The organism is Mariprofundus sp. KV (assembly GCF_013387475.1).
Lineage (GTDB): Bacteria > Pseudomonadota > Zetaproteobacteria > Mariprofundales > Mariprofundaceae > Mariprofundus.
The window spans coordinates 26,221-45,283 of sequence record NZ_VWNB01000013.1 but is presented as its reverse complement, the minus strand read 5'-3'; the positions used below and the strand labels follow the sequence as shown (position 1 = coordinate 45,283).

The 19,063-nt window shown below is 53.2% G+C and carries 12 protein-coding genes; 4 read left to right on the top strand and 8 right to left on the bottom strand.

Annotation, left to right across the window (positions count from 1 at the left end; genetic code table 11):
• The first annotated feature begins 19 nt into the window (after positions 1-19).
• The 3 genes from uvrC (at position 20) to F3F93_RS10935 (ending at position 5,138) form a co-directional block, all read left to right on the top strand.
• The gene (uvrC, locus tag F3F93_RS10945; RefSeq protein WP_176959228.1) at positions 20-1,861 is read left to right on the top strand and encodes an excinuclease ABC subunit UvrC; all 1,842 of its coding nucleotides are present in this window, start codon (positions 20-22) and stop codon (positions 1,859-1,861) included.
• A gap of 73 nt (positions 1,862-1,934) precedes the next feature.
• Positions 1,935-3,437 carry a phosphomannomutase gene (locus F3F93_RS10940; protein WP_176959227.1) on the top strand — a complete coding sequence of 501 codons (1,503 nt, stop codon included), beginning with the start codon at positions 1,935-1,937 and terminating at the stop codon, positions 3,435-3,437.
• Positions 3,438-3,629: 192 nt separating this feature from the next.
• Positions 3,630-5,138, top strand: coding sequence for a B12-binding domain-containing radical SAM protein (locus tag F3F93_RS10935; protein WP_176959226.1), 1,509 nt, complete (start codon positions 3,630-3,632; stop codon positions 5,136-5,138).
• A gap of 71 nt (positions 5,139-5,209) precedes the next feature.
• On the opposite strand, the gene F3F93_RS10930 is transcribed toward F3F93_RS10935, so the two are convergent.
• The 3 genes from F3F93_RS10930 to F3F93_RS10920 all read right to left on the bottom strand — a co-directional run bounded on the left by F3F93_RS10930 (position 5,210) and on the right by F3F93_RS10920 (position 11,951).
• Positions 5,210-6,223: a dihydroorotate dehydrogenase-like protein gene (locus F3F93_RS10930; RefSeq protein WP_176959225.1), complete on the bottom strand. Its 1,014-nt coding sequence runs from the start codon at positions 6,221-6,223 to the stop codon at positions 5,210-5,212.
• On the bottom strand, positions 6,220-9,813 hold the full coding sequence (gene nifJ, locus F3F93_RS10925; RefSeq protein WP_176959224.1) for a pyruvate:ferredoxin (flavodoxin) oxidoreductase: 3,594 nt from the start codon (positions 9,811-9,813) through the stop codon (positions 6,220-6,222). The genes F3F93_RS10930 and nifJ overlap by 4 nt, the downstream gene beginning before the upstream one ends.
• Positions 9,814-9,974: 161 nt before the next feature.
• A complete protein-coding gene (locus F3F93_RS10920; protein WP_176959223.1) occupies positions 9,975-11,951 on the bottom strand; it encodes a UvrD-helicase domain-containing protein in 1,977 nt (658 codons plus the stop codon).
• Between the two features lie 91 nt (positions 11,952-12,042).
• Between F3F93_RS10920 and F3F93_RS10915 the strand changes: the two genes are divergently transcribed.
• On the top strand, positions 12,043-13,404 hold the full coding sequence (locus F3F93_RS10915; RefSeq protein WP_176959222.1) for a phosphomannomutase/phosphoglucomutase: 1,362 nt from the start codon (positions 12,043-12,045) through the stop codon (positions 13,402-13,404).
• A 6-nt stretch (positions 13,405-13,410) separates the two neighbouring features.
• On the opposite strand, the gene fliS (F3F93_RS10910) is transcribed toward F3F93_RS10915, so the two are convergent.
• From fliS (F3F93_RS10910) to fliD, 5 genes are all read right to left on the bottom strand, one after another.
• Positions 13,411-13,818 (bottom strand): flagellar export chaperone FliS, encoded by a 408-nt coding sequence (fliS, locus tag F3F93_RS10910; protein WP_176959221.1) that lies wholly within the window; start codon positions 13,816-13,818, stop codon positions 13,411-13,413.
• Positions 13,819-13,951: 133 nt separating this feature from the next.
• On the bottom strand, positions 13,952-15,709 hold the full coding sequence (locus tag F3F93_RS10905) for a tetratricopeptide repeat protein (protein WP_176959220.1): 1,758 nt from the start codon (positions 15,707-15,709) through the stop codon (positions 13,952-13,954).
• 128 nt (positions 15,710-15,837) lie between these two features.
• Positions 15,838-16,170, bottom strand: a complete 333-nt coding sequence (locus F3F93_RS10900; protein ID WP_176959219.1) for a hypothetical protein — start codon at positions 16,168-16,170, stop codon at positions 15,838-15,840.
• Entirely contained in the window at positions 16,167-16,610 is a 444-nt protein-coding gene (gene fliS / locus F3F93_RS10895; protein ID WP_176959218.1) for a flagellar export chaperone FliS, read from the bottom strand. Before fliS (F3F93_RS10895) ends, F3F93_RS10900 begins: the two co-directional genes overlap by 4 nt.
• A 106-nt stretch (positions 16,611-16,716) precedes the next feature.
• Positions 16,717-19,062, bottom strand: a complete 2,346-nt coding sequence (fliD, locus tag F3F93_RS10890; protein ID WP_241697109.1) for a flagellar filament capping protein FliD — start codon at positions 19,060-19,062, stop codon at positions 16,717-16,719.
• Between the last annotated feature and the right edge of the window lies 1 nt (position 19,063).

Below are 19,063 nucleotides of genomic sequence, written 5' to 3'. Positions count from 1 at the left end.
CAGAAGCTAGGCTCTGAGCATGTGGTTTGAACCCCCTGTTCCCCTCTCATCGTTACCGCGTGAACCCGGTGTCTACCGTATGCTCGACGGTGAGCGCAAAGTGCTCTATGTCGGTAAAGCGCGAAACCTGAGAAAGCGGCTCTCCAGCTACTTCCAGAAGATGCCCGACTCTCCACGCACCCAGGCGATGGTGCAGCAGATCCGTGATCTTAATTTTACCGTCACCAGCTCCGAGGCAGAGGCCCTGGTACTCGAACATAACCTGATCAAACAGCTGAAACCGCGTTACAACGTGCTGATGAAGGATTCGAAATCCTACCCCTATATTCTGCTCAGTGATGAGAATTATCCCAAGCTGCACCTCTATCGCGGCAAACGAACGCTGGCCGGTGAATATTTCGGCCCCTTCCCCAATGCCGGCGCCGTACATGCCACACTGCATGTGATGCAATCGATCTTCCGCATTCGTGATTGTGAGAACGGCGTATTTAATAACCGCTCACGCCCCTGCATGCAGCACCAGATCGGCCGCTGTTCTGCCCCCTGCTGTGATCTGGTCAGCCAGTCTGAATATGGTGAACAGGTCAATGAGATGCGCAGCTTCCTTAAAGGTGAGGATGAGGCGTTGTTGAAATCGTGGGAGTCGGAGATGCAGTACGCCTCTGATGCGATGGCATTTGAAAAGGCGGCACTGCTGCGTGATCGCATCCGCGCCCTGCGCTCCATTCTGGCCGGATCAGAGCAGCGTTCACTGCCGGAGAGTGCCGATGTCATCACCCTGATCCGCCATACCTCCGGCGTACTGGCCAGCATCGGCGTACGCCGCTCCGGTCGCGATCTCGGTACCCATACCCTGCGTATCGGTCAGGCTGTCGATGCCGAGGATGCCGAGATCCTGCAAACGCTGCTGATCGAGCGCTACCGCGATGATCTGCCACCGCATGAGATTCTGCTCTGCGCTTCAGAGCATGAGTGTGGTGAACTAAAACGGCTGCTTCGGCTGCTGCACCCCAAATGCAGATCGGTGGTCAACCACCCTCAACGTGGTAGCCGCAAGCAGTGGCTGGAGCAGGTCTTACACTCAGGCCGTCAGATGCTCTCAAGCCGTCGCAGTGAAGATCAGCAGCCGGCTTTTCAGGCGCTGGCGGAGCTGCTCTCACTGGAGACCATCCCTGAACGCATTGCTGCCGTGGATAACGCCCATCTCGGCGGTAAGCAGACGGTTGCCGCCATCACCTATGCCGGCTGGCAGGGACCGGAGAAGGATCTCTATCGCCGCTACAAGCTCGATGGCATCTCAGCTGCTGTTGATGTCAGGGAAGGTGATGATTATGGCGCTATGCAGGCGGTTTTAAGCCGCTTCTTCCGTGCTATCAGTGATGAGTCGATCACCTGCCCCGATCTGATGCTCATTGATGGCGGGCGTGGCCAGCTCGGCATCGCAATTGCATGTGCAGCTGATGCAGGCCTTCACGATTTGAAGCTGCTTGCTGTCGCCAAAGGAGATTCTCGCAAGATTGGAGAAGAGACACTCTGGCCGGGTTGGCTTGAGAGTGGCGAAGCGGGTATTGGCTCCCCCCTGAAACCGGGACGACACTCCCCCGCCCTGCTACTGATTGCCCGCGTTCGCGATGAGGCACACCGCTTTGCCGGTGCCTATATGCGCAAACGCAAAAAGCAGAGCATGTTCAGCTCTGCGCTTGATACCATCCCCGGCATCGGGCCAGCCAAACGCGCCACCCTGCTTAAACATTTCGGTGGTATTGAAGGGGTGAAAAAAGCGGCACGGGCGCAACTGGCTCAGGTACCGGGCATCTCCGATGGCCTTGCCGAGCGCATTTTTATCGCGCTACATAAATAACCCTGCTGTAAAAACAGAAACTGAACGCCTATACTCGCAAACCTATTTTCGGCGACATCAGGAGCGAACAGCTATGAGTGAGACGGGCAAAGAGATCATCCAAATATCAGCACTGATGGAGAGCAGTGGTGTGAAGTTCGGCACCAGCGGTGCCCGTGGTCTGGCTGATGATATGACCGACCGGGTCTGTTACGCCTACACGCTGGCTTTCCTGCAGTACCTGCTTGAAAGCGAGCAGATCACAACGGCTGATAAGGTCGCCATTGCCGGTGATTTCAGGCCAAGTTCTCCGCGCATCATGGCGGCTGTGGCCAAGGCTGTTGCTGCTGTCGGTTGCGAGCCGGTCAACTGTGGTTTTATCCCCACGCCTGCTGTTGCCTGTTATGCAATGAAGCTGAAGCAGGCCAGCATTATGGTCACCGGCAGTCACATTCCGGATGATCGCAACGGCATTAAATTTTATAAACCTGCCGGTGAGATCCTCAAAGAGGATGAACAGGCGATGTGCAACCGCGAAGTTGAAATTGCAGAGGGACTATTTGATGCACACGGCAATGCACGGCTTGCCTCCCTGCCCGGCGAGCAACCGGATGCCTGCCGCGACTATGTGCAGCGCTACCTGAACTTTTTCCCGGCCAATGCTCTTGATGGATATAAAATAGGTGTTTACGAACACTCCAGCGTAGCCCGCGATATTCTTGCTGAGGTCATTGAGGGCTTGGGGGCAGAGGTGGTGCGCCTGAACCGCTCGGACAGATTTATCCCTGTCGATACTGAAGCGATACGCCCTGAAGATGTGGCACTCGCACTGCAGTGGTCCCGGGAGCATAAGCTGGACTGCATAGTCTCTGCCGATGGTGATGGTGACCGCCCTCTGGTCTCGGATGAGAGTGGTGAGTGGTTGCGCGGTGATGTGGCGGGTATTCTCTGTGCCCACTATCTCGGTGCCAGATGCGTGGCAACACCGGTATCATGCAACAGCGCTGTCGAGAAAAGTGGCTGGTTCGAGCGGATTGAACGCACCCGCATCGGCTCCCCGTTTGTCATTGCTGCGATGGATGAACTTGTTGCCAGCGGCAGTGAAAATGTTGTCGGTTATGAAGCCAATGGCGGTTTCCTTACCGCCAGTGATATTACGCTTGATGGCAGAACGCTCTCTGCCCTGCCTACCCGTGATGCGGTTATTGTACCGCTTGCCATTCTGATGCTGGCAAAATCATTTAATGGTTCTATCTCTGACCTTTTAAAACAGCTGCCACAGCGTTTCACCAGCTCTGATCGTCTGAAAAACTTCCCGACTGAACTCAGCCAGCAACGGCTCAAACCATTAACCGGTGCAAATCACGACAGGAACAGGCGTGAAGCCGAAGCGATCCTTGGCGATCTGTTCGGCGATGTCACTGCCATCGATAATACCGATGGTGTGCGTATCACCTTCAGTAGTGGCGAAGTGGCTCATCTGCGCCCCTCCGGTAATGCACCGGAACTGCGCTGTTACAATGAAGCCGACTCTGAAGAGCGGGCTGCCGAGATGAACAAGACCTGTCTTAAGATCCTCGAAAGCTGGCGCGAATGATTGCTCACATCCGAAAAATGGTTCCATGCACTTTTCTTTGAACGCACAGGTAAACGTGTGATTTTACCTGTGCTTTCACAAAATTTCAGGATAACAATCTTGCACTGCTGAAGCATCTCCAGTTTCGCTCTCCTGCGGAATTGTGGTGGGCCTTCCATGGCCCACGGCTCATGCAATCGATAGAGTTCCACCATGCCCGATATTATCCTGACCACACTCAATGCCCGCTATACCCATAGCGCCATCGGCCTGCGCTATCTCTTCGCCAACCTTGGTGATCTGCAAGACCGTGCGACCATCAAAGAGTTTGTCATCAATGACAATGTGCAGGATGTAGCTGAAAAGTTGCTCAAAGATAACCCCGCCATCATCGGCATCGGCGTCTACATCTGGAACGCAGACCCATGCCGTGAACTGCTGGAGACAATCAAAAAGGTATCGCCTGAAACCATCGTCGTGCTTGGTGGCCCGGAGGTGAGTTACAGCCCGTTGCGCGTCAATTTTGATGCAGCCGATTTTATTATACAGGGCGAAGGTGATCTCGCCTTTGCTGAACTCTGTAATAGCATCCTGAGTGGTGATCTGCCTGCTGAGCGCATTATCAAAGCCGTGCCGGTGAACCTCGATGCAATCGAACTGCCTTACCGCTACTACAGTGATGAGGATGTGGCCAATCGCTATATCTATGTCGAGGCATCGCGCGGCTGCCCCTTCCTCTGTGAGTTCTGTCTCTCATCGATTGATAAAAAGGTGCGCCCGATCTTTCTCGACAGACTGCTCGATGAGTTTGAACTGCTCTGGGCGCGCGGTGTTCGTAGTTTTAAATTCATTGACCGCACCTTCAACCTGAATGTAGATGTTGCCAACCGTCTGCTCGATTTCTTCCTTGCCAAACAGCCCCCCTACTTTGTCCATTTCGAGGTGATTCCCGACCATTTTCCTGACAGCGTACGCGAGCGAATCAAACTCTTTCCGCCTGCCTCACTACAGCTGGAGATCGGTATCCAGACACTCAACCCGGAAGTGGCGTGTAATATCAGGCGCAATCTCAAGCTGGAGAAGATCGCAGAGAATATCCGCTTTCTCGAAACAGAGACCAGTGCCCATATGCATCTGGATCTGATTGTCGGACTGCCCGGCGAATCGCTGCAGAGTTTCGGCAATAATCTCGATCAGCTATCTGCCATGACCCACTCCGAGATTCAGATCGGTATTCTGAAAAAGCTCTCAGGCACCACCCTTGACCGCCACGATGAGCAATTCGGTATGGTCTACAGTGACCGTCCACCCTACGACATCCTCAAGAACAACGAGCTTGGTTTTGATGACATCCAGTGCATGAAACGCTTCGCCCGTTTCTGGGATCTCTATTACAACAGTGGCAACTTCAAACAGAGTCTGCCGCTGCTCTGGCCTGAGGGCAGAGTATTCGAGGGGTTCTACGCCTTCTCAGTCTGGGTCTATGGTGAAACCGCCTCAACATGGAAGATATCCCTTGATCGCCTTGCCCTGCTGCTGTTCCGTTATTTAACCGAGGTAAAAGGTCACGATGCCAGAGCGCTGGCCGCCCTGTTGATCGGTGATTTGATGAAGATCGAGGGCCGCAATATGCCCAACTTCCTCAAGCCCTACCGTCAGGACACCCCAAAATCCAAGCAGGTTCTCTCCGCCCACAACAAACGCCAGCTGCGCCATATTTAGAGACAACTCGAACGGTTGCTTCCAGCCATTGTGAGCGCTCTTAGGCTATCCGATCATTGTGCAGGCCAGGCCTAGCGCCAGACGCTGTCTGGTGAATCAAAGCTGTTAAGAGCCTTGATATAGTTGGAGCGCTCAAAGGCTGCCGGGTCGGTGGCTTTGGCATGGCTGACACTCCCCTTAAGCTGGGAGATGGAGGCGTACTCCTTCTCCTGCATCCACTGCTCGATCCCCTCGAGCACCTCAGCGAGATATTCGGGGCCGTGATGCAGCAGGGCTGAGCACATGTGTGTCACATCAGCTCCGGCCAGCAGCAACTTGATGGCATCATCTGCTGTGTGTACACCGCTGGTGGCGGCAAGTGTCATGTTCACGCGCCCGTAGAGCATGGCGATCCAGCGCATGGAGAGGCGTGATTCGACTGAGCTTGAGAGTTTCAGGCTCGGGGTTACAGCCAGTGTTTCAAGATCGATATCGGGCAGATAGTAGCGGTTGAAGAGTGATACACCATCAGCACCCGCCGCCTCAAGTTTTTTGACGAAATTACCGACCGAGCTGAACTGCGATGAGAGTTTCATGATCACCGGAATATCAACCTGCTTCTTCACCTCAGTGAGAATATTTACATAACGGCTCTCTACCGCATCAGCCCACTGCGTCATATCGGCAGGCATGTAATAGACATTGAGCTCCAGCGCATCGGCGCCTGCCTGCTGCAGCTGCTTGGCATGAGCAGTCCAGCCGCTGGGGGTGGTGCCGTTAAGGCTGGCAATCACCGGAATTTCCAGTGCAGCTTTTAACCCCTCCAGCTGCTCCAGATAACTTTCCAGATGGGTTTTATAACTATCCCCGGCAGGCAGGTAGCTGGAAGCTTCAAAATGGCCGATATCCTGATGATGCATCAGATGATCCAGCCGCTCCTCATCGGCAGTCACCTCCTCCTCAAATAGCGAATTCATGACAATGGCTGCAGCTCCGGCATCTTCGAGACGTTTGGCAGCGTCCGGATCACGTGCCAGAGGCGATGCAGAGGGTACCAGCGGGTTTTTTAGCTTCATACCCAGGTAAGTGGTCGATAGATCAGTCATGACTTCTCTCCTTCGCTCTCAGTCTCTGCAAATGAGAGGCTGGCCAGCTGTTCATAGTGATGGAATCGCTCCAGCACCCCGGCCTGTGCCCGTTTCATCAACTCATCAGCCGCTTCAGGATGGGTACGCCAAAGCATTGAGAAGCGTGCTTCGGTCTGGGCGAAATCCCTGTAGGGGATCGATGGTTTTTTGGAATCAAGCTGCAGCGGATTTTTACCTTCAGCCACCCGACGCGGGTCATAACGCAGCAGGTTCATGTGCCCGCTATTCACTGCCAACTCCTGCTGCCTGATGTTATGCGAGAGATCAACACCGTGGGCAATACAGGGGCTGTAGGCGATAATCAGTGACGGGCCATCATAGGCTTCCGCCTCCATAAAGGTTTTCAATGTCTGCAGATCCCTGGCACCGAATGCGACATGGCCGACATAGACATGTTCATAAGCCATAGCGATCATCGAAAGGTCCTTTTTGGGTACCGGTTTTCCGCCAGCAGCAAACTTGGCCACCGCACCAATCGGTGTCGATTTGGACATCTGGCCACCGGTGTTGGAGTAGACCTCGGTATCAAGCACGAGGATATTCACATTGCGACCGCTGGCCATGAGATGATCCAGACCGCCAAAACCGATATCGTAAGCCCAGCCGTCACCACCAATTGTCCAGACACTCTTTTTGACCAGATAATCGGCCAGCGATTCGAGATTGCGCGCCATCTCGCCATCGATGGCTGCCAACTGCTCTTTCAGCAGCACAACGCGGCGACGCTGTTCATGGAGTCCCGGCTCATCAGACTGATCGGCCTGAGCTAGGGCTGTGATAAGCTCAGCGTCGAGCTTCAGTTCAGGCTCCCTGAGCAGCTGCAGGGCATAATCACGATGGGCATCAATGGCCAGTCGCATACCCAGCCCGAACTCGGCATTATCCTCAAACAGGGAGTTGGACCATGCAGGCCCCCTTCCCTCCGCATTGGTGGTATAGGGTGTGGTTGGCAGATTACCACCATAGATCGATGAGCAGCCGGTAGCATTGGCGATCACCATACGATCTCCAAACAGCTGGGTGGCCAGTTTGATGTAGGGTGTCTCACCACAGCCTACACAGGCACCGGAGAACTCAAACAGCGGCTGGGCCAGCATCGCTCCCTTCATGCCGTTCCAGCGAATCTGTTCACGGTCATATTCAGGCAGTGCGAGGAAGTAATTCCAGTTCTCTCGCTCCTGTGCCCTCAGCGGTGGTTGTGCTGCCATATTCAGCGCCTTGTGGCTGGCATTACTCTTATCCCTGACCGGGCAGATCTCCACGCAGAGACCGCAACCGGTACAGTCCTCAGGGGCAACCTGATAGGAGATACGACTGCCCGCTTCAAACTCGCGCCCTTTCACCGCTACATGTTTAAAGCTCGCAGGGGCATCAGTTACGGCATCTTCGCTGAACACCTTGGATCGGATCGCCGCATGCGGGCATACAAACGGGCATTTGCCGCAGTGGATACAGATATCCTCATCCCAGACCGGAATCTCCAGTGCCAGATTGCGTTTCTCATAGGCTGCCGTTCCCAGTGGCCATGTGCCATCGTTGGGCATATAGCTGACCGGGATAGCGTCACCGCGTCCGGCAATAATTTCACCGGTAATGTTTTTGACGAAACGGGGAACATGATCGGCAACAGGCGGCTGCATGACCGATTCACTTGTCACTAGCGATGGCACCTCAACCCGGTGCAGATGAGCCAGTGCTGAATCGATCGCAGCAAAGTTACGCTCAACAATCTTCGCACCCTTACGCCCGTAGGTTTTCTCGACCGCCTCCTTAATCTTGGCAATCGCTTCATCTTTCTCCAATACACCGGAGATGGCGAAAAAGCAGGTCTGCATCACAGTATTGATACGACGCCCCATACCCGATTCACTGGCCACTTTATATGCATCGATAACGTAAAACTGCAGCTTTTTATCAATAATCTGCTGCTGCATCTTCTCGGTCAGATCATGCCACACGGCATCGACTGCATGTGGCGAGTTGAGCAGGAAGACAGCCCCCTCTGCGGCATGGGCCAGCATATCGTAGCGTTCAAGAAACAGCGGCTGATGGCAGGCGATAAAGTGCGCCTCATCTTTCCCGATCAGATAGGTGGAGTGGATCGGATCAGGTCCGAAACGCAGATGTGAGATGGTCACCGCCCCCGCCTTCTTGGAGTCGTAGACGAAAAAGCCCTGCGCATGCAGGTCGGTGCCCTCCCCGATGATCTTGATCGAGTTTTTATTGGCTGAAACCGTGCCGTCGGAACCCAGTCCGTAGAACATGCAGCGGGTGACATTGGCATTGGCAGATAACGTCATCTCACGCCACTCCAGACTGGTGTGGCTGAGATCATCATGGATACCGATGGTAAAATGATTCTTCGGGGACGCTTTCGTCAGCTCATCGAATATCGCTTTGATCATACCCGGTGTAAACTCTTTGGAGGAGAGACCGTAGCGGCCACCGATGATGCGCGGCATGGAGGCAAAGCGATCTCCGCCACAGCCCACATATTCAGCCAGTGCGGTCACCACATCCTTATACAGCGGTTCGCCATCGGAACCCGGTTCCTTGGTGCGATCCAGCACAGCGATCCTCTTCACACTGGCAGGTATCGCTGCAATCAGGTCTCTTGCAGAGAGTGGTCTATACAGGCGCACCTTGAGCACCCCTACCTTCTCACCACGGTTGAGCAGATCTTCCACCGTCTCTTTCGCCGCCTCTGCGCCTGATCCCATCAGCATCACAATCGACTCGGCATCATCTGCACCGTGATACTCAAACAGGTGATACTGCCTGCCGGTCAATTCGGCAAACTGATCGAAACAGGCCTGTACAATCGCGGGCATCGCCTCATAAAAAGGGTTCACCGATTCACGGCCCTGAAAATAGAGATCGGGATTCTGACTGCTGCCGCGCAGTACCGGCGCATCCGGGGTCAGGGCACGCTTGCGATGGGCGCGGATCAGTGCGTCGGGAAGCATGGCATGCAAGACATCATCGGATGGCACAATCGCCTCATTGACCTCATGCGAGGTACGGAAACCATCAAAAAAGTGAACCACAGGAATACGCGCTTTGAGGGTTACCGACTGGGTAATCAGCGCGAAATCCATCACCTCCTGCACCGAATTCGATGAGAGCATGGCAAATCCGGTCTGGCGCACTGCCATCACATCGGAGTGATCTCCGAAGATCGAGAGTGCCTGCGCAGCAATGGAGCGCGCCGCCACATGAAATACCGCACTGGTCAGCTCTCCGGCAATTTTGTACATATTGGGAATCATCAGCAGCAGACCCTGTGATGAGGTAAAGGTGGTGGTCAACGCACCGGACTGTAGTGAGCCGTGCACCGTGCCTGCAGCACCAGCCTCACTCTGCATTTCAATCACTTCAGGCACTGCGCCCCAGAGATTCTTGCGCCCCTGATTGGACCATGCATCACTCATCTCACCCATGCCAGATGAGGGAGTGATCGGATAGATGGCGATCACCTCGTTGGTACGGTGGGCAATGTAGGCCGCCGCCTCATTACCCTCGATGGTCACCTTATGCTTCTCCGCCATACCCGCCTCCTGCCATAAACCACGCAACAGGTTAAACGAAAAAAGTGGATTTTGCATGTAGCTAAATTGCTGTCAGCCACTGTGCATATACAGCAGTTATTGAGGCCTTCTTTTGTACCATCAGGATATTTGCAGCAAGCCTCTTCTCATACAAGAGGGTTCTATTTTCCAGCCTGCATGCGTTCGAGGTTCCGTTTCATCGCAGCCATGAAATCTTCGGCCTCTTCCCTGGCCTCTTCTGTGTTGGTATCGCGATCCACCCAGCGCATCACTGACTGCTCCGGCTCTTTGAGGAATGGAGAGGGTGCACACTTCTCCTTCTGACCGAAACGTTTGCGCACGCGCGTATAGCTGAGGGTGAGATAATAGCGGGCTCGGGTCATCGCCACATACATCAGGCGACGCTCCTCCTCCATGCGATTCTCCTCCAGCGCACTCTGATGCGGGAACATGCCATCCTCGACACCAACCACATAGACATGATCAAACTCCAGCCCTTTGGAGCCGTGTACGGTCATCAGACGCACCTGACCTGTCGGATCATCATCCTTCTTATCGGCCATGAGGAAAATATCCTGCAGGAAGCTGGCCAGATCGCCCCCCTTCTCCGCGTGCATGATCCACCAGCGGCGCAGCTCCATGAGGTTGCCCATGCGCATCTCCGCCTTCTCCTCACTCTCCGCTTCAGCCCGGATAGCCGCTTCAAGATGGGTCATGTCCAGTGCAGCATCAAAGGCCTCATCAGCTTCACCATGCTTAAACTGAAACTCCAGGGCGACAATCAGCTCACCAAACTCATGCAGGCTATGTGCCTTTTTATGCTCAAGCTCTTCGTGCTGACACGCCTCCAGCAGCGAGCAGCTGTGCGCCATGGCGAACTGTCCAAGCTCACCGAGCGCCTTATCACCGATACCACGACGAGGCCGGGCAATGGCGCGCATAAAAGCGAGATCATCATCAAAGTTGGCGATCAGACGCAGATAAGCGAGCAGATCCTGAATCTCGGCACGATCAAAAAAGGAGAGGCCGCCGGTGATATGGTAGGGAATCTTCTCCCGACGCATGGCCAGCTCAATCTCTCTGGCCTGATAGGAGGCGCGATAGAGCACACAGAAGTGATCCCAGTTGCTGCCGCACTCTCCATCATCAGCGCGCATACGCGCACCTTTGATATCGGTAGCTACCCGTTGCGCCTCCTCTTCAGGGTTAGGGGACTCCCAGACACGCACCGGCTTGCCCTTACCGAGATTGGAGCGCAATGTTTTACCCAGCCGTTCGGAATTTTTGGCAATCAGCGAGTTGGAGGCTTCAAGGATAGAGCCGGTAGAGCGGTAGTTCTCCTCCAGCTTGATCACCGTGAGTGTCGGGTAGTCGCGATCCAGCAGGAAGAGGTTTTTCACCTCCGCCCCGCGCCAGCCATAGATCGACTGATCATCATCACCCACCACCGTCAGATTACCCTTCTCAGGCACCAGAAGACGTACCCACTCATACTGCACACGCGAGGAGTCCTGATACTCATCAACAAGAAAGTGACGGGCACGTGAGCGCCACAGTGCCCGCACCTCATCATCCTCAGCCAGCAGGGCAATCGGCAAAACGATCAGATCATCAAAATCGACCGCATTCATCCGCTCCAGCAACAGATCATAGCGTTCACGAATCGCAGAGAGCTGGTTATCGTGTGCCTCAATCAGCCCGTTTTTCAGCGATGAGATACGGGAGATCAGACGATCCACCTGATCGGCATCGGCTGGCAGCTTCATATCCGAGAGTACCGATTTAAGGGCCGACTTCTGTTCGGCTCCGGCAAATACCGAGACATTGGCACGACGATTGAGCAGTTTGGCATGCTCACGCACAATCGCCAGCCCCAGTGCATGGAAGGTACAGATGCGCAGCTTCTCCGCTTTTTTACCCAGACGCTCTGCCAGACGCTCACGCATCTCTTTGGCCGCTTTGTTGGTAAAGGTTACGGCAGTAATGGCATCTTCAGGCACATCGCGCTCAACGAGCGTGGCAATGCGCTCGGTAATCACACGTGTTTTTCCCGAGCCTGCACCGGCCAGAACCAGTAGTGGCCCACCACGGTGATGGACGGCGCGATACTGCTCATCATTAAGCTGATTGCTAGACATAGGTGGCGCAGCATAGAGGGGTGCAACCACTTCGCAAGTGCAACATTTAAGAAGAGGGATTAGTCTTCACTGACCTTGGGAGGGGCGCCTTTTGCGTAAAGATTTTCCACATCATGTGTTTCGCGAATATGACATTCGCGGTATCGCAGGAAGCGACATCAGCGAGAAACTGGCTTACCGTCTGGGCAAAGCCTATGCGGCGATGTTGCCTGCGGGAGAGTCACGCCCGGTTATTGTTGGTCGTGATGTACGTCTCTCAGGCCCCTTGCTACAGCGTGCACTGGTGCGCGGACTGACTGATGCAGGCCTTGATGTTCTGGATATCGGCATTGTCCCTACCCCGCTGGCCTACTACGCCGTCTATACACTTGATGCAGCCGGCAGTGTGCAGGTAACCGCAAGTCACAACCCCGGTGATTATAACGGTTTCAAGATGATGATCGGTAAATCGAGTCTGCATGGCGATGAGATTCAGGCGCTTAAAGAGCTGATTCAGCAGGATTTCCCTGATGCAGCACAACCCGGAAGTTGCGCTCAGAGCTGCATCATCGACAGTTACATCGACTTCGTCGTGGGCGACTGCCCGCTGGCTTACCCGCTCAAGGTGGTGATTGATGCAGGGAATGGCCCTTCAGGAGCTATTGCCGCCCCACTCTACCGGCGTCTGGGTTGTGAGGTGATCGAGCTCTACTGTGAACCGGATGGCAACTTCCCCAACCATCACCCTGACCCGACCATCGAAGCCAACATGGCAGATCTGGCCGAGACTGTGCGTCGGGAAAAAGCTGATCTGGGAATCGCCTTTGATGGTGATGGCGACCGCATCGGTATTGTTGATGAGAATGGCGAGATAATCTGGAGTGACATGCTGCTTCTGCTGCTATCACGCCACCTTCTCAAAACCCATCCCGGTGCCACGATTATCTCGGAGGTAAAATGTTCTCAGCATATGTATGACGGCATTACCGAGGCTGGCGGCAAGCCGGTGATGTGGCGTACAGGTCACTCACCAATCAAAGCGAAGATGAGAGAGACAGGCGCCCTGCTGGCCGGAGAGATGAGCGGTCATATGTTCTTTGCCGACCGCTTCTTTGGTTTTGATGATGCCGCATATGCCGGTGCCCGCGTGATGCAGATGCTCACGCAAGGCAGAGCAAGCTTTGCTGATCTGTTAACCGGAGTTCCTGCCTCATTCGCCACACCTGAACTGCGCGTGGAGTGCAGTGATGCACGCAAGTTTGCACTGGTGCAGGAGGCCGTCGCCCATTTCCGGGCAGAGGGTTTCGAGATTATTGATATCGATGGTATGCGCATCCAGTTCAGTGACGGCTGGGCACTGCTACGTGCATCCAACACGCAACCGGCACTGGTATTGCGCTTTGAAGCAGATACGCAAGCGCGGCTAGCAGAGATGCGGGCCCTGATCGAAGGGTGGCTACTGGAGAACCGCTAAAGCTGATCAGGCTGCCTGCTGCTGCCTCTGAAGCGAGATGCTCTTGTTCTGCTGCTGAGATGAGAGCTGTGTCCAGCCTTCACGAAGCTTCTGAACCAGCTGAATCACCTCATTAACATGATCGGTTGAGCCGCTGCATAACCCTTCAGTAAGCCTGTTCATCATATACACATAGAGACTGGCCAGCCCCTGTGCCACTTGCCCGCCCTCTTCCATATTCAGGCTGGTAGAGAGCTCAATCAACGCCTCCATCGCCCGACTGGTATGCCTGGCTTCAGCCATCATATCGCTGGCCTGAATCGCCATACGCGCCTGTCCGAGTGATTTGAAGAGTGATTCATAGGTAAGCAGAACCAGCCCAAGTGGTCCTGCCCCGTCAATCTGGTTGCCCTGATACGTTTGATATCCGGTCATAGCTGCCTCCTTGCTGATTCAACTGGTTGTGATCATCACAACCATCCTTATATACCATAATGTATCGCATACCGGCTGGCAGACTTTAGAAGTAGCTGGAAATGAGTTACTGCTACAGGTTTTATGATTTTACTCAATCACGGTTCTGCTTTTCACACCACTCCTGCCATATCTTTCGGAAAGCATCTTCGACCCTGCAGGTAAAACTTTCAGCATCACATAACTTCTGCTCAACCAGATCCCGCAAGCTCAAACGCAAATCCTCCAGCCTCTGTCGGTCATCAGCCAATACTTTGGCAACAGTGACATACTGCTCAGGTGTTGATGCCGTCAAATCCTCTAAACCAATACTTGATAGTATACTCAAACCAACACGGCTGGCATGAAGATCACCATATAGTGAAACCAAAGGCACACCCATCCACAAGGCTTCAAAACTCGTTGTCGTACCATTATAGGGAAAGCTATCCAAGGCTATATCGACTTGATGATAGAGAGACAGATGATCCTGAGGCGATGCCAAGCGCCCATGAAGCATCAAACGATTCGCTCCGACACCATGCTTTCTAAAAGCGAGAAGCAGCTGCTTTTGAACCTCTTTATCACTCAACGCAGTATTTTTCAGCAATAACCGCGAATCAGGCACTGCCTTGAGAATCTCGCTCCATAACTGAATCAATTCAGGCTGAATTTTGGCCATCGCGTTAAAGCAACCAAAGGTAATATAACCTTTAGCGTTATTAGGTGCCATTTCAACATCAGGTGCCTCATTTAATGCAGAAAAACACAAGAAACCACCTGGTAAACGCAGCAATCTTTCAGCATGCCAACGCTCGTTACCGGCTGGGTCTGCCTTAATATCAGTAAAACGATAATCGATACTGGAGAGGCCGGTGGTATTGGGGTAACCGAGATAGGTAACTTGAATCGGTGCTGGTTTCTCAGCAAACACAAGTAACCTCTGAATAGAGGTATGACCACCTAAATCCACAAGAATATCGATACCATCCTGGCGGACCTGCTCTGCCACGGATCGATCAGGAAGCTGGCTTACATCTCGCCAAACATCAGTAAATCCCTGAAGGCGTTCGGTTATATCATCGGTTTTGATGACACTTGAGTAGCAGAAAATTTCAAAGTTGTCGCGCTGATGCTGCCTGAGCAGCGGTTCAAAAAAATAGGCCACCGAGTGGCGATATAAATCAGCTGAGACATAACCGATGCGTAACCGCCTGTTTTTATCAGGTATGTTCACATAAGAGGTGGGAGATAAGCCTGTTTTTACAGCGTGGGTTTCTGCAAACTTAAGATGCGCATCAAAGAGGCGCTGACCATCGGTAATGTGATAATTCAGATTAAATAGATAATTACTTGCTATACTCACATGATCGGGATGCTGTTGCATCGCTCGTTCAAGAAGTTTCTCAGCCTTCTCTGTTTGTCCCTGATCTCGCAGTAGAATAGCCAAATTAAGTTTAGCGCCATCTAAATCCGGATTGAGCTCCAGCGCCCGCTTCATGGCTCTCTGCGCTTTAAGAAACTCACCTTTTCTCTTAAGGGCATTGCCAAGATTAAAATGTGTGTCGGCAAGCCTGGGGTTCAGTTTAATCGCCCGACGATATGTCGCTATACCATCATCCAGTCGTCCCAGTGCACACTGTACACTGCCCAGATGATTTCGGAACATCGCTTCGCGTGGTCGCAAGGCAATCGCATTGAGAAGGAAAACCTCTGCTTCGGCTAACATGCCATGTTGATAGGCCAGCAGACCAAGCAGATGCTGCGCCTGCGCGTAGCTTTCACTTTCAGATGATATGGCTGAACATATCTGCTCTACTTCCTGAAAGCGGCCCTGATTATACATTTCAATTGCATCAGCAATGCCAGTCACAAATGACCTTCTCCCTCTCATTCACCACATCGATCATTGCCTACTATAGAATAAAGCAATCCATGAACAAGTCTGGATCATGCACTATAAATGATTGTATTTTAAGGGTCCTGGCCTGGAACATGCCGCTAACCGTCAAGCGCCTCTCTGATCATCGCTACCTTTCGCATGCCCTTCTCGAGTGATGCAATATCGGACTCTGCGGCACGGATCAGAGAAGATAGCTTACGCTGAGTACGCCGGAACTGGAGATTCAGGCTTTGCAGCTGGCTGATCAGGTTATCGTCCAGATTGGGAAGTTTCTCAACACTGATTTGCAGTTGATTCATTGCACTGTTAAGCGCTCTGTCTCTCTCACCCAGTTTTGCCCAGTTACGTCCTCTTATACAGCGATTCAACCCGTCCAGCGCCTTCAGGCAACCGGAGATCTGGTCCTGAACTGCGTCAGGAGAGGTTTTCACAGACCATAAGCCATCGCCGGCTGGAATGCGTTAGCGGAGACCTGTTGGCGTGCTACTGGCCGGGATAACTTTTTTTCCTGCTGATCAGCAAGCTCCTGCCAGCCATCACGCAATGTCCGGGCAAGTGCCATCACCTCATCCACACCCTTTGAAGAACCTGAGCACATATTTTCTGTCAGCGTGTTAATCATATAGACGTAGAGACGAGCCAGGCCTATGGCCACATCGCCCCCCTCTTTCATATTCAGCGATGATGAGAGCTCGATAACAGCTTCAATTGCTCGCCCGGTATGTTCGCCTTCCTGACTGAAATCACCCGCTTCGATAGCCAGTCGTGCACGGCCCAAGGCCCGATTAAGTGCATCATAGGTTAATAGCACAAGCCCTAAAGGGCCTGCTCCTTCAATCTGGTTTCCTTTATACGCCTTATAACCTGTCATATCAGCCTCCGTGCAATTTTTGTATTAATTGACGTTCATCGTCAACTGTTTGTGCATATATCTATCGGATTTTCCAAGCCAAACTTAAAGCCTGAGTGCAGTTATTTTAGTTGTTTCTGGCATTCTGTGCATTGATCTGCGCAGTCAGGAAATCACCCGAGCGCTGCAGTCCGGAAAGCACCTGCTGCATCTCAGTAAACTGTCTGGTCAGCAGCTCTCTCTGGCTCACCATCTGAGCCTCCATCGCCGCGATACGATCAGCCAGCGTGGTATAAATATCCATACTCGCCTGTTGCCTGTTCTGAAACAGGCCGGTGATCGGATTGGTAAAGAGGGAGAGCTGACCATCAAAGCGGGCGCCGATACCAATGCCGACGGTCAGATCGATAACACCTGTGGTGGTGCCTGTGTAGTAGACACCCATACCGTCAACAATACCGTCAGTGCCCTGCAGCAGCTGCCCCTTACCTGTGGCGGCGAGGCCATTAATAGTTCCCAGCACATCCAGGCCGCTTGCGCTCTGATCGGCAATACCAAGGCCATCAACACTCTGGGCAATGGAGAAGCCACTGCTGGAGCCATAACCGACAGATTGAATCTTTACACCGTTGCCTGCGATCACCGCTTCGATATTCATGGCATAACGCCCTTCGGTAACAACCGTATCTGAACCGAATGCAAGTGTGCCGCCGCCTTCGTTATTGGCCGTCAAGGAGATCGACAACTGGCTGTCACCAGACTGGATGTCGGTAATCTGAACATTACCATTCACATCCAGTGACGCGATCACCTGCTGGTTATAGGCGCTCTGAATTGCTGAAAGAAGGCCCGAAATGGTATCTGATGCAGGATCCAGCACTGTATAGGAGGAGTTCACCGCCTGACCTGTACGGGTGGTGCCGGTAATAGCGATGGTATCACCCACACTCACGCCCAGGGCCAGGTCATTAAAGAGATTGGAGCCGGTGGCTGGTAAACCGCCAACGGTCAATGCGGTGCTCAGATTGTGCTGTTCAGTAGCCACCCGCTGAAACTCAGTGTTCAGTGCACTGATGATAGCATTCTGTGTCTGCCCGGCAGTCAGATTAACCACTGCCTGACGGGCACTGCCGGTTTCAGTCAGGGTCACGGTCTGATCCGAGGCCAGAGCGACCGTCAAATCGGCACTGCCAGTAACTGAAGCCTGCGTGGCAGCCTGGGTGACATTCACCGAATAGGTGCCGGAAGTGGAGTTGTCGCCATGAATCAGAAACTGCATTTTTGAGTTTGTGCTGCTGCCGCTGGCGACAAAAAGATCACGGATGGTATTCGGATCACTGGCCAGAATGGGAGCAAACAGATTATCGTTGATTGAGAGCTGTCCGTACTGATCCGGCTCGACACCGATACTGACCAGACTGTTACGGTCAGAAGCCAGTCCGGGAACCGTCTGCAGCAGTGTTGATGAGAGTGAATTCTGCAGGTTTCTCAGCAGAGCCTCACCAGAAAGAATACCACTTTGCCCCGTCGCTTCATCAAAAACGAACTGCTCATTGATCAGAGATTGTACACTGTTATAGCCATCGACAAAAGACTGGACGCTATCCCGTAAAGAGACCTCATCCACACCAACGGTCATATTGACCGATACAGTCGGATCAGACTGTTTGAGAGTGAAGGTCACACCTGAGAGTACATCCGAAATCGTATTGCTACTGCGGGTAAGGGTTAACCCGTCCACAGAGATCTGAGCATCCTGAGCTGCCAGTACGGTTTGGCGCTGATTAGCCTGACCCGTTGCCCCCAACTGAAGGTTGGCCAGAGATCCGGCTGCATCAAGATCGGCACCACTCAAGGTATAACCGGTTGATCCGGTTGCATCGGCAACCAGAGTCAGGCGAAAATCACTGTCTGAAACCTTTACAACAGAGGCGGAGACTCCGGTAGCTGCTGCACCGGTGTTGGCCTGATTAATGTTTGCTGCGATGTCCTGCAGGGAGTCACCCACAGCGACAGTGATGGTCGCACCTTCAATAACAAACGTGCCACTCAGATTGAGTGCCGTTGTGTCACTTGTAGCGGCTGTGCCTGTATTATCTTTTACTGCGACGGATGATGCGAGACGTTGTGCCTGCGCCAGCTGCTCAACGACAATCGTATGCTGGCCGGCTGAAACTGAATTGGTACCGCTGACATCCAGCAGGGTGCTGGCTGAAACTGTTGCCGAGTCGCTACTCAGGCTTGCGGTGTAACCGAAAAACTCATTTTTATTGGCGAGACTTGTCGCCGTGCTGCGAAAACTGGCAAGCGCATCTCTGATGGTAGTGAGCGCATCCTGCTTGGCCAGTTCGCTTTCCTGCCTGCTTTGAGCCAGAGAAAGCTCCAGTTTTTGAAACGACAGCAGCCCTTCTACAGCTGCTGCCGTGTCAAAACCGGCGATGCCAGTTACCTGACTTGAAATTGTGTTAGCCATG